At 56.3% G+C, this 11,093-nt stretch carries 10 protein-coding genes and 1 pseudogene; 6 read left to right on the top strand and 5 right to left on the bottom strand.

Going from position 1 to position 11,093, the window contains the following annotated elements; translation table 11 throughout:
• Positions 1–933: pseudogene (locus JO226_RS19775) on the top strand (M20 family metallopeptidase); the annotation flags it as partial.
• Between the two features lie 133 nt (positions 934–1,066).
• On the opposite strand, the gene JO226_RS19770 reads toward JO226_RS19775, so the two are convergent.
• Positions 1,067–1,771, bottom strand: a complete 705-nt coding sequence (locus tag JO226_RS19770) for an oligogalacturonate-specific porin KdgM family protein (RefSeq protein ID WP_296406579.1) — start codon at positions 1,769–1,771, stop codon at positions 1,067–1,069.
• Positions 1,772–2,082: 311 nt separating this feature from the next.
• Here JO226_RS19770 and JO226_RS19765 point away from each other — a divergent pair, with 311 nt between their 5' ends.
• From JO226_RS19765 to JO226_RS19745, 5 genes are read left to right on the top strand one after another with little or no spacing between them, the layout of a single operon-like run.
• Positions 2,083–3,372, top strand: a complete 1,290-nt coding sequence (locus JO226_RS19765) for a sugar ABC transporter substrate-binding protein (RefSeq protein ID WP_296406578.1) — start codon at positions 2,083–2,085, stop codon at positions 3,370–3,372.
• Between the two features lie 11 nt (positions 3,373–3,383).
• Positions 3,384–4,325, top strand: a complete 942-nt coding sequence (locus JO226_RS19760; RefSeq protein WP_296406577.1) for a carbohydrate ABC transporter permease — start codon at positions 3,384–3,386, stop codon at positions 4,323–4,325.
• A gap of 9 nt (positions 4,326–4,334) precedes the next feature.
• Positions 4,335–5,174 (top strand): carbohydrate ABC transporter permease, encoded by an 840-nt coding sequence (locus tag JO226_RS19755; RefSeq protein WP_296406575.1) that lies wholly within the window; start codon positions 4,335–4,337, stop codon positions 5,172–5,174.
• A 9-nt stretch (positions 5,175–5,183) separates the two neighbouring features.
• On the top strand, positions 5,184–6,275 hold the full coding sequence (locus tag JO226_RS19750; protein WP_296406573.1) for an ABC transporter ATP-binding protein: 1,092 nt from the start codon (positions 5,184–5,186) through the stop codon (positions 6,273–6,275).
• A 10-nt stretch (positions 6,276–6,285) separates the two neighbouring features.
• On the top strand, positions 6,286–7,437 hold the full coding sequence (locus JO226_RS19745) for an alginate lyase family protein (RefSeq protein ID WP_296406586.1): 1,152 nt from the start codon (positions 6,286–6,288) through the stop codon (positions 7,435–7,437).
• Positions 7,438–7,441: 4 nt separating this feature from the next.
• Here the strand turns inward: JO226_RS19745 and entH are convergent, their stop codons facing one another.
• From entH to entE, 4 genes are read right to left on the bottom strand one after another with little or no spacing between them, the layout of a single operon-like run.
• Positions 7,442–7,855, bottom strand: a complete 414-nt coding sequence (gene entH, locus JO226_RS19740; RefSeq protein WP_296406584.1) for a proofreading thioesterase EntH — start codon at positions 7,853–7,855, stop codon at positions 7,442–7,444.
• Entirely contained in the window at positions 7,856–8,611 is a 756-nt protein-coding gene (entA, locus tag JO226_RS19735) for a 2,3-dihydro-2,3-dihydroxybenzoate dehydrogenase EntA (RefSeq protein WP_296406571.1), read from the bottom strand.
• Entirely contained in the window at positions 8,611–9,462 is an 852-nt protein-coding gene (locus JO226_RS19730; RefSeq protein WP_296406569.1) for an isochorismatase, read from the bottom strand. Before JO226_RS19730 ends, entA begins: the two co-directional genes overlap by 1 nt.
• A 13-nt stretch (positions 9,463–9,475) precedes the next feature.
• Entirely contained in the window at positions 9,476–11,086 is a 1,611-nt protein-coding gene (entE, locus tag JO226_RS19725) for a (2,3-dihydroxybenzoyl)adenylate synthase EntE (RefSeq protein WP_296406567.1), read from the bottom strand.
• Positions 11,087–11,093: the final 7 nt, after the last annotated feature.

The following is an 11,093-nucleotide window of genomic DNA, read 5'->3' as shown; positions in this document are numbered from 1 at the left end:
GACTGCGGCACGCAAACCCTTCATGGCGTAGCGGACGTCGCGGCCATCATGCAAACACTCTGACAGCAGGAAGGCTGGCATGCCAAACAGGTGGATTTAGGCAGTGCCGTGGGTCCTGGCGTCTTTGTCACCACCCAGCCGCAGACGGCGCGGTTCGACGTCCTGCTGGTCGGCCATCTTGATACTGTGTTCCCAGCGGGCACCGTGGCCGAGCGCCCGATGAGCCGCGACGAAAACCGTCTGTACGGCCCCGGCGTCGCGGACATGAAAAGCGGTCTGCTGAATATCCTGTGGGCGATGCGGACACTGCCTGCGGAACATCGCCAGCGGCTGGCTATCGCGGTGGCCATGAACCCGGACGAAGAGACTGGCAGCGTCCACTCCCACCGGTGGATTTGCGAACTGGCGAAGCGCTCGAACTGCGTGCTGGTCTGCGAAGCCGCCCGGGCGGACGGCTCGCTGGTGAACGCGCGCAAAGGCATGGCGGGATTCCATCTGGAGTTTACCGGCGTCGCCGCCCATGCGGGTAACGAACCGGAAAAAGCGCGCGCCGAACTGGACGTACGTTTCTGGGAGAATGCGGAGTATGACCGTATCCACCAGGCGCTGATTGCGCTCTGCGAAAAGGGTTTTCTCGACGGTGTATCGACGACCTTGACCAGGGTCCATCACAAACCGGCGATGGCCGCCAGCGACGCCACCCGGGCGCTGATGCAGCAGGTGGAGCAGGCAGGAAAAGAGGAAGGCATTCCCGTTACGTGGCAGGCCGTGGGCGGCGGCAGCGACGCCAACCATACGGCGGCGCTGGGGATCCCGACACTCGACGGACTGGGGCCGGTCGGCGCAGGCTTCCATAGCCCGACGGAGTGGCTGGATATCGCGTCGATTGAACCGCGAATCCGCCTGTTGCGCCGGGTTATTTCAATGCTGTAAGCATCTCCTCGCCCCGATGTTAAAACGCTGAGGAATCATCTGGCACCCCAGAAATATTCCTCAGCATATTATTTCCAGCAATAACATGTTGCCCAAACATTTTCATAATATTTGGGCAACATTCACTTAATACTTAGAAAGTATATTTCACACCCAAACGGAATCGCATTTCCATATCATCATCGTCATGGTTTGCGTTGTAGCGCGGTACATAACCAATTTCTGTATATGGCGTCCAGTTCTTATCGACCTGATAGCTGGCAACAACGTTATAAAGCAAGTAGTTATGTTCACCTTTATAATCATCATAATCGGTGATTCGATATTCTAAATCACCAATAACGCGCCATTTTTCACCGGTGTAGCCAAATTCCCAGTTGAATTGATGGAAGCGTTTGTTATCGACAGATGGATCTTCACTAATCTGAACGCCTGGACGCCAGCGGAATGTGGTCAGCCATGAATCAGAGATTTTATATATGGCTTTAATCTGGACACGATAGCCCATATAGGTATCACCGATATCCAGGTTAACCGCAGGGGCAAGCGTTAAATTGTCGCTCATTTTAAAATTGCGACCAAATTCCCATTCACTACCATTACCGCTGTAATGGCCGTTACCTTCTTTGAAACCATCGCTCTGCGTGGTGCTCCCTTCGGCAACTCGGCCTTCCACACTCGCAAAATAGCCCGAATCGGTGGTGTGACCTATTTTCAGACGGTCAGCATTGGTCTGGCTTTCTGCTTTGTATTCATGACGATAATCAAGCGTCACTGCCCCTGATGTAAATGGAACTAATAGCGCTGCAATCACACTTAGTTTAAAAATATTCAACATTTGATTTTTTACCAATTTGTTATGTATTTGTTGGTTAATAACACATATTCAAGGCACATCCGCAATAATAATCGAATTAATATTTACAGGTTGTCATTACATTATTCATTTAAAAAAAAACATCTGACAAGGATCACACACCAATCACTCAAGTAGCGACCAAAACAAAAATCCAACTAAAATAAAACAATGTTTCATGAAAATAATAAGAAAGACAATAACATCATCAAAGACCTATACAAGCCAGGAATGCTTTTGTGAGTTTTGTGAGGCTGTTTCCCTAGAAATATTCACCACAAGGATATATCACCATGTCTAAAAATAAACTTAAGTCGTTATTCCTCATGACCGCATTAGGGTTATCGGTTGGGCAAAGTTTTGCTTCGACGACCCTGAATGTGTGGATCCGCGCCAGTAATGATTCAAAAAATATCTACAAAAATGAAGCGGAAGCGTTTGAAAAGAAAACAGGAATTAAAATTGAGTATTTCAACGCAACCACCGATTTTGAGCAACGACTGGCCCGTGCCGCCGCAGGTAATGCGCTGCCGGACCTGATCTTTAACGATGCAACCTCACTGGGGCAGTTCATCAAACTGGGCATTGCCGAGGAGATTGACCCTAAATCCATCGCTGGCGGCGACCAGCTTTTCCCGACCGCCTGGGAAAGTACCCGCAGCAACGATGGGAAGTATTACGGCGTTCCCACCTCAGCTCAGACATTTGCGTTGTTTGTTCGTAAGGACTGGCGCGAGAAGCTGGGCTTACCTCAGCCCAAAACCTGGAATGACGTGCTGACGCTGGCCAAAGCCTTCACCACTCAGGATCCAGACGGCAACGGTAAAAACGACACCTACGGTTTCATCGTACCGGCGTCGACGACGCGCGGTTACGCGAGTTGGTTTATGAGCAGCTTTATCTGGCAAGCTGGCGGGGACTACGTCTCCCAGCACGACGGTAAGTTTACCGCGACAGTAAACACACCGCAGGTCGCCGAGGCGATGAAGTTTGTGCGCACGATGATGTGTGAAAAAGTCACACAGCCAGGGGCTATCAACGCCACAACTGCGGATGTCATCCCGTCATTCCGCTCAGGTCAAAGCGGTATGTTCTATACCGGCCCTTATCACATTGCCCTTTTCGACAAAGACCCAGGCAAAGACAAATTCGAAATTGTCACGCTGCAAGGCCCGGCAAGCTCCGCCACACTGGCTGAAGGCACGACCGTGTTTTTAATGAAAAGCAGCCAGCAAAAAGAGGCCGCCCGGAAATTTATCGAATTCATGATTTCCAAAGAGGGACAGGAAATTGGCATGGGTAAAGGCACCACACATATTCCTGTCGTCCGGCTGTCAGTCAACCAGAGCGTTGATGTGAAAGACGTTTACCAGGATGAGCGCTGGGCCGCCTTCGCGGCAATGTATAACGACCAGGGACGCTATGTGCCGCAAGTACCAAACTGGACGCCAATACGTCAAGTCACCGCAGATGGATTTAATCGCATTTTCGCCGACTGCAATAGCGATATCGCAACCGAACTGGAGACGATTAACGGCAAAGTGAATACCGAGCTGGAAAAACAAAACGTACTGGCGAAGTGAGGCGTTGATTGATGACCCATGACGTAACTAAAAACGCTCCGGTAAACGGAGCGTCTTCAACAACACGCGCAGGTTGGTTAACCGTCAACCATAAACGGGCGCTGATCCCCTGGTTGTTCCTCGCCCCAGCGCTGGTGATTTTCACCTGGTTCAAATTCATCCCGATGATTCAGGGATTGATCATGAGCTTCTATAAGGTGAATTTCAATCAGCCCAACGAATGGGTGGGATTAGAAAACTTCGCGCGCGCGTTTGCCGATGCAGAACTGCATGGCGCGGTGGTCAACACCTTCCTCTATGTGCTGGTCACCATGTTTGCCGCAGCGATTCTGGCATTTTTCCTTGCCATGCTGCTGGAAGGCCCCGCCCGGCATTTACGTTTTATCCGTACCGCCATTTTTCTGCCTGCGGTAACCAGTGCGGCGATCGTCGCCGAAATGTGGCGCATCCTGTTCAACCCCACGCCGAACGGAGTGGTAAACCATATCCTCAGCTGGTTCGGCGTTGCCGATCAGGGGTTCCTCGCCAGTAACGACCAGGCGTTGTGGGTGATCATGCTGCTGCATATCTGGAAAGCGGTGCCTTACAACATGGTGATTTTCATTGCCGGTCTGGCGGGCATTAGTCGCGACCTGTATGACGCGGCCAATGTGGATGGCGCGAACTGGTGGAGCCGTCTGCGCTACGTCACGTTACCAGGCATGATCCCAGCCCTGTCCGTCGTATTGATGTTGTCATTTATTCGTGGTTTCCGCGTGTTTGCGGAAGTTTATGCAACCACCGGCGGCGGTCCGTCCGGCTCCACGGAAATGATCATGACCCACATCTATAAACTGGGCTTCGAACAGTTCGATTACGGTTACGCTTCGGCGGTCTCGTTCCTGCTGTTTGCCTTTACGGTGATTCTGACGATGTGTCATCTCACCCTGAAAAAACGTATCGCGCGTTACTAAGGAGCCGCTATGTTAAGTCAACGTTGGGATACCCTCGGACGCTGGTGCATTTACGCGCTGCTATTCATTGTCTTTGTCGGGCCGTTCTGGGGGATTATCGCCACCGCATTCAGCGCCGCGCCGGTCAAACCCGGCGAACTGCTGGCCTGGCCGCAAGAGTTTTCATTCAGCAACTTTATCTTCGCCTGGAACGATATTGGCGTCTGGCAGTATTTGCTCAACTCAGTCATTGTGGTTTTTTTCGGCACCATTTTGCAAGTTTCAGTAAGCGCCCTGGCGGCTTATGCGCTGGCACGCAAAAAGTTTCGCGGCGTGGCGCTGGTGAGCTTAATCATCCTGTCGACCATGATGCTCCCTGAAGAGGTTATCGCCATTCCGTTGTATATGGTCATCAACTGGAAACTCCCGCTGCTGGATGCCTCCATCTATAACAGCTACCTGGGGATGATTTTACCGGTGGTGGGTTGGGCGTTCTCCATTTTCGTATTGACCGAGTTTATGTCCGCTATCCCAAAAGAACTGGAGGAAGCGGCGCGTATCGACGGTTGTAATGAATGGCAAATCTTTTTCCACGTCATCCTGCCATTGGTGAAACCTGCGCTGGGCACGGTGGTCACCTTCGGGTTCATCATGATTTGGGATCAGTACCTGCTCCCGCTCATTGTCGTGAACCACGATAGCCTGAATACGATCCCGGTGATCCTCAGCACACTGCGTACTGATGAAAGCATCACCCCCAATATTTTTATTGCTATTACGCTTCTGGCCATGCTGCCCAGCATCATCGTCTATCTCGGTCTGCAAAAACATTTCAACCGCGGCATCATGTCCGGTGCGGTTAAAGGATAAGGAGTTATTATGGGATCCGTTGTACTGAACAATGTCCGCAAATCTTACGGCGATGTGCATGTCATCAAAGATGTGTCGCTGACCATCCCCGACGGTGAGTTTTGTGTTCTGGTCGGCCCAAGCGGCTGCGGTAAATCGACACTGCTGCGCATGATAGCCGGGCTGGAAGCGATCTCTGGCGGGGAAGTCCATATTAATGAACGTAATGTCACCGACGTAGAACCTAAACTGCGCGACATCGCGATGGTGTTCCAGAGCTATGCGCTCTATCCCCAGATGACCGTTCGGGAAAACATGGGTTTTGCCCTGAAGATGGCCAAATTGCCGAAGCAGGAGATCGACAATAAAGTCACCGAAGCCGCGTCGCTATTGGGTCTCGGGCCACTGCTCGACCGGTTACCGAAAGATCTCTCCGGCGGTCAGCGTCAGCGTGTGGCCATGGGCCGCGCCATTGTCCGTAAGCCGCAGGTGTTCTTGTTTGATGAACCGTTGTCCAACCTGGATGCCAAACTGCGTACTCAGGTACGCGGCGAGATCCGCGAACTGCACCAGCGGTTAAAAACAACATCGGTGTATGTCACCCATGACCAGATAGAAGCCATGACCATGGGGCAGATGATTGTCGTACTGCGCGACGGACGCATTGAACAGTCTGGCACGCCGTTAGAACTGTATGATAAACCGGCAAATCTGTTTGTCGCCGGATTCATCGGCTCACCGGAAATCAACCAAATCCCGGGGGAGATTGTCCTCAACAACACCCATGCCAGCTTGCTGCTGAAAGATGGTTCCCTGCTGACGCTGCCGCCGAACCTGCAGGTTACGCACGGACAAAAGGTGGTGTATGCCATTCGCCCGGAACAGGTCAACGTGGTGAATGACGCGCAGGATGATGCCCTGTCGGCAACCATTACCGCCATCGAAAATACCGGTTCAGACATGCAGATTTTCTGTCAAACCGGTGGGGGCGCATTTACCTCGGTATTTAAACAGCGCCTGGCGTTGCAGGAAGGTGAAACCATCTGGCTGCAACCACGCTTAGCCGGTGTACATGTCTTTGATGCGGATACCGGGATGCGAATTACCGCTCAGGAGGCGTGAACCCGTGACGATGAAGCTCTATACACTGGATGAACGCTGCCTGGAAAATGCCCTGAATGCGTTGCGTCAGCCGTTGTCTCCCCTGCAGCAGGCGCTGAAACGCTTGCTGGCGGAGGCCGAGGCCGCTTATCAGGCGCCGCCAGAGAGCGTCGTCCATAAAACGCTGCGCCCCGCCAGTGGCGATGCACATGACTATTTCAGTCTTGGCACCTACTGGTGGCCAGACCCACGGCAACCCGACGGGTTACCGTATGTTCGGCGCGACGGACACACCAACCCGCAATGTGAAAGCGACGACACCGATACCACCCGCCTGGTCCGCATGTGTGAACGCTGTCTGACCCTGGGGCTGGCCTGGTATTTTACCGACCAGATAAAGTATGCCCAGGCGGCGGCGAAGCAAATCCGCTGCTGGTTTCTGGATGCCGACACGCGGATGAACCCTCACCTCAATTATGGGCAGGCGATCCCGGGGATTGTCTCTGGACGCGGCACCGGGCTGATTGATACGCGGCTGATGTGGATGGTCATCGATACGATTGGTCTTATCGAAGACACGCAGGTGCTGGATACCGAAGAGATTATCGGCCTGCGCCAGTGGTTTGGCGATTTCAATCACTGGATGTATGACAGCGAGATTGGTCACGCGGAGTATGTCTGGCATAACAACCACGGCACCTGGTACGATGCGCAACGCGTCGTCAACGCGTTATTCTGCGGCGACAACGCGCTGGCGTTGCGCGTGATTGAGCAGGGAATGACGCAACGGATGGCGGCGCAAATCGATCGGGACGGGAAACAGACAATGGAGCTGGAACGGACCATGCCGTTCCACTATGCCTTGTTCAATCTGGAAGCCCATCTGTTGCTCAACCGCTATGCCGAGCACGTGGCGTTTGATCGCTGGAACACATTGCGCGACGATCGTGGCGTGAAAAAAGGCGTCGATTACCTGCTGCCGTTTATTCGCGAACCGCAGCGCTGGCCCTACAGCGATTTAAAAGGCATCGTCTGGGACAGCGCATTACGCGTGCTATTACAGTCCGCGCGCGGCTGGTCAACCGCCGCGGACCGTTATTACCAGGCGCTGACCGCGTTCCCGCAGGAAACGGATAACCTGAAGGAACGGCTGATGTGGTGTACGGCGATCGGCAGGGCTTAACGCCTCATCCCAGCACCATGGTGCTCAACCGGCAGGTGCAGCAGCGCCGTGCCTGCTCGTCGAACACCACAATCTCCCAACTTTGCTGTTGTTTACCCAGGTGCAGCGGCTGGCAGACGCCGCGCACTTTTCCCAGCGATACCGCGCGATGATGGGTCGCGTTAAGCTCGGTTCCCACCACGCACTGGCCGTCGCGGGTCATCAGATAACCCGCCATCGACCCCAGCGTTTCCGCCAGCGCCGCCGACGCGCCGCCGTGCAGCAGACCAAACGGCTGGAGTGTGCGCGTATCTACCGGCATCTCCGCCTCCAGCGTGTCATCGCCAAGCCGCGTATAGACGATGCCGAGATGCGCCACCAGGGTGCTGCGGCTGGTGGCATTAAGTTCCTCAAGGCTGAGGTGTCGTTTCCAGATAATCTATGCCCCCAGCGTCGAGCCGCCATCGACCACGATATCCTGCAAGGTGATATGGCTTGCCGCATCGGACGCCAGAAACAGTATCGTACTGGCTATCTCCTGCGGACGGGCGATTTTTCCCAGCGGGATCCCCAGCTTAAACTGTTCGCCAACGCCGCGAATGCGCCGCTGTTCGGCGTCGCTGCGGGTCCACAGCATGCGCTGCATGTCGGTATCGGTGGAGCCGGGCGACACCAGGTTACAGCGCACGCCGCTGCTCGCCAGCTCCAGTCCCACCGTCAGCGCCAGGCTCTTCAGCGCCGCCTTCGAGGCGCCATACGCGCTCATGCCGATACGCGGCGTGTGCGCGGCATCGGACGCCACCGTCACGATGGCCCCGCCCTGCTGCTGGCGAAAATGCGCCATGGTCTGCTGGAACAGATTAAACGCGCCGCCGACGTTCACGGCAAAAGTCTGCTGCCACGCCTCCGGACTTAGCGCATCGGTCGCGCCCATGTGTAAAATGCCCGCCGCGTTAACCAGTACGTCGAGGCGCGCATCCGCCTGCAAGCGGCGCCCGCAAACGTCGGCCACCTGGCAGGCGCTGGCGATGTCCAGCACCTCGGTGGTAAACGGGTAGTCCGCCTGTTCAAAGGCCAGGTCGAACCCCACCACTTCGGCCCCGCCATCGACAAACGCCAGCGCGGCGGCATAGCCGATGCCCTTACCGGCGCCGGTCACCCAGACGGTTTTACCGCGAAAATCGAACCCCGCCATCATTTCACCTCACGCGAGATCAGGGTCCACCACGCATCGAGGGTCGGGTTCTTCGCCAGCATCACGAAATCGATATCGCCGTGCACCTTACGCCAGCGCGCCGCCAGCGCCATCATACGTACTGAATCCAGACCGTAGTCCACCAGGTTTTCATCATCCAGCGGCTCATCGGACTCATCCAGCAGCGGCAGGATCAGCGCGCGCAGCGCCGCTTTCGACCCCGGCAGCGGCAGCAGTTCGTCGGTCATCATCACCCGCCCGCTGCGTCCGGCCACATAGTTCAGCGACATCAGGTGCTCTTCGCGGCTGAAATCCGCCAGCGCGTCGGCGACAAAGAACGGTTTAATATCGCGCATAAAGGCGTCTGTCGCAGTGGTCATACAGCCGATATGGGCATACACCCCGGTAATTACCAGCTGGTTGCGGCCGGTCTCTTTCAGCGCCTGCTCCAGCGGCGAACGGTGAAACGCGCTGTAGCGCCATTTCACCAGTACGGTATCCGCTTCATCTGGCGCCAGCGCCGCGATAATACGCTGCTGCTCCGGCGAACGCGTCAGCCCCGGTCCCCACATGTCGTTCAGCAGCGCGCGATCGTCATCGCTCTGCTCCTTCGGCTGCGCGGTGTAATACACCGGGATATTGTGCTGTTTGGCGTAGTGGCGCAGCGCGGCGATATTGGCGACCACGGTCTCCATCATCGGGCTGTTGTCGCCCCAGAAATTAAGGAAATACTCCTGCATATCGTGGATCAGCAGCGCCGCCCGCGCGGGTTCAAACGGCCAGCTCACCTTGTTCGCCGGAAGATCCGCCGCGGTCGGCAGCGCATAGGCCTGCAGTTTTGGAATTGCCATACTCTCTTCTCCTTCAGGCCAGCGGGCGCTCAGCCAACCACTGACGCAGTTTTTTCTTATCCACTTTTCCGACCGGCGTCAGCGGCAGCGCGTCGACGCACTCCACCCGATCCGGCAACTTAAATTCCGCCACGCCCTGCTCGCGCAGGAACCGGCGTACGGCAACCGCGCGCAGCGGCGCATTCACCACCAGATATGCGCAGCTTTTTTCGCCCAGCAGGCTATCCTCCATGCTCACCAGCGCCGCATGGATCACCGCTGCATGGCGCAGCAGCAGGTTTTCCACCTCTTCAGCGGCAATCTTCTCGCCGCCGCGGTTAATCTGATCTTTCTCGCGCCCCTGCACGGTGATATAGCCATCTTCATCAATAGAAATCAGGTCGCCGGAGCAGTAAAACCCGTCGGCGTTAAACGCGCTGGCGTTATGCGCCGGGCTTTTGTAATAGCCGCGGAAGGTGTACGGTCCGCGAGTCATCAGACGCCCCACCTCGCCGCGCGGTAGCGGTTCGCCGTTTTCATCGGCGACCCACACCTCATCATCCGGGCTCATCGGACAGCCCTGGGTGTTAATAATGCGCGCCAGCGGATCGTCGAGCCGGGTGTAGTTCACCAGCCCTTCGGCCATACCGAAAACCTGCTGCAGCTGGCAGCCGATCTCCGCAGGGATCCGCGCGGCAAGGCTTGCCGACAGGCGCGCTCCCCCGACCTGCAGCAGCCTGAGCGAGCGCAACGGCGCATTGCCGCCGCCCTCCTCAATTGCCTGTAGCCACAGGCTGACGGCGGGCGGCACCAGCGCGGTGACGGTTAGCTGGTGCTGTTCAATCAGCGGGAAGCATAACGTAGCGCTCGGGTCGGAAGCCAGCACCACCCGGCCACCGGCGAGAAACACCCCCAGCGCGCCAGGCGAACTCATCGGATAGTTGTGCGCCGCCGGCAGCGCGCACAGATAGCGGGTATCCGGGCTGAAGGCGCAAATCTCATTGCTGCGGCGAATGCTGTAGTAGTAATCGTTGTGTGTACGGGGAATAAGCTTCGGCGTCCCGGTGCTACCGCCGGAGAGCTGGAAAAACGCCACGTCATCGGCCGGTGACGGCGTGGCGATAAAATTGTCAGCCGGGCGCGCGATCGCCGCCGCCAGGCTCTGCTCGCCGTCGTCGTTGCGCAGCAGTACCGCGCGGACGCTGCGGTGTTCAGCCATAAAGTCATTCAGAAACACATCATCGGCAAACAGCGCGTGGGTCCGGTCAGCAATCAGCAGCGCCGGTTCAATTTGCGCCGCATAGGCGTTCAGCTCGCTGCGCTGATGGTTGAACAGCGCGTTGACCGGCGCCGCGCCAAGACGCAGCAGCGCAAACAGCGTGACATAAAACTCCGTCACGTTGCCCAGTTGCACCAGCGCCGTGTCGCCCGCCTTCACGCCCAGACGCGCCAGCTGGCAGGCCAGGTTATCCACCTGCTGGTTCAGCGCCCGGTAGCTCAGCGCGCGTTCGCCCTCTATCACCGCCAGCGCGTCGCTGTCGGCATGACGCCTTAAAATGTCGGTCAGCGGCAGATCCTGCCAGTACCCTTTTTCACGGTAGCGGTCCGCAAACTCAGGAGGCCAGCGGGTAAATGCAATGCTCATGGGGAGT

Source organism: Pluralibacter sp. (genome assembly GCF_019237635.1).
In the GTDB taxonomy this organism is placed as follows: domain Bacteria; phylum Pseudomonadota; class Gammaproteobacteria; order Enterobacterales; family Enterobacteriaceae; genus Enterobacter_B.
The sequence above is the reverse complement of the archived record's forward strand: the minus strand, read 5'-3'. Positions and strand labels throughout refer to the sequence as shown.

Coding starts and splice junctions, on each gene's coding strand:
- JO226_RS19770 (WP_296406579.1), bottom strand. CDS start 1,771: ATGTTGAATATTTTTAAACTAAGTGTGATTGCAGCGCTATTAGTTCCA.
- JO226_RS19765 (WP_296406578.1), top strand. CDS start 2,083: ATGTCTAAAAATAAACTTAAGTCGTTATTCCTCATGACCGCATTAGGG.
- JO226_RS19760 (WP_296406577.1), top strand. CDS start 3,384: ATGACCCATGACGTAACTAAAAACGCTCCGGTAAACGGAGCGTCTTCA.
- JO226_RS19755 (WP_296406575.1), top strand. CDS start 4,335: ATGTTAAGTCAACGTTGGGATACCCTCGGACGCTGGTGCATTTACGCG.
- JO226_RS19750 (WP_296406573.1), top strand. CDS start 5,184: ATGGGATCCGTTGTACTGAACAATGTCCGCAAATCTTACGGCGATGTG.
- JO226_RS19745 (WP_296406586.1), top strand. CDS start 6,286: ATGAAGCTCTATACACTGGATGAACGCTGCCTGGAAAATGCCCTGAAT.
- entA (WP_296406571.1), bottom strand. CDS start 8,611: ATGGCGGGGTTCGATTTTCGCGGTAAAACCGTCTGGGTGACCGGCGCC.
- JO226_RS19730 (WP_296406569.1), bottom strand. CDS start 9,462: ATGGCAATTCCAAAACTGCAGGCCTATGCGCTGCCGACCGCGGCGGAT.
- entE (WP_296406567.1), bottom strand. CDS start 11,086: ATGAGCATTGCATTTACCCGCTGGCCTCCTGAGTTTGCGGACCGCTAC.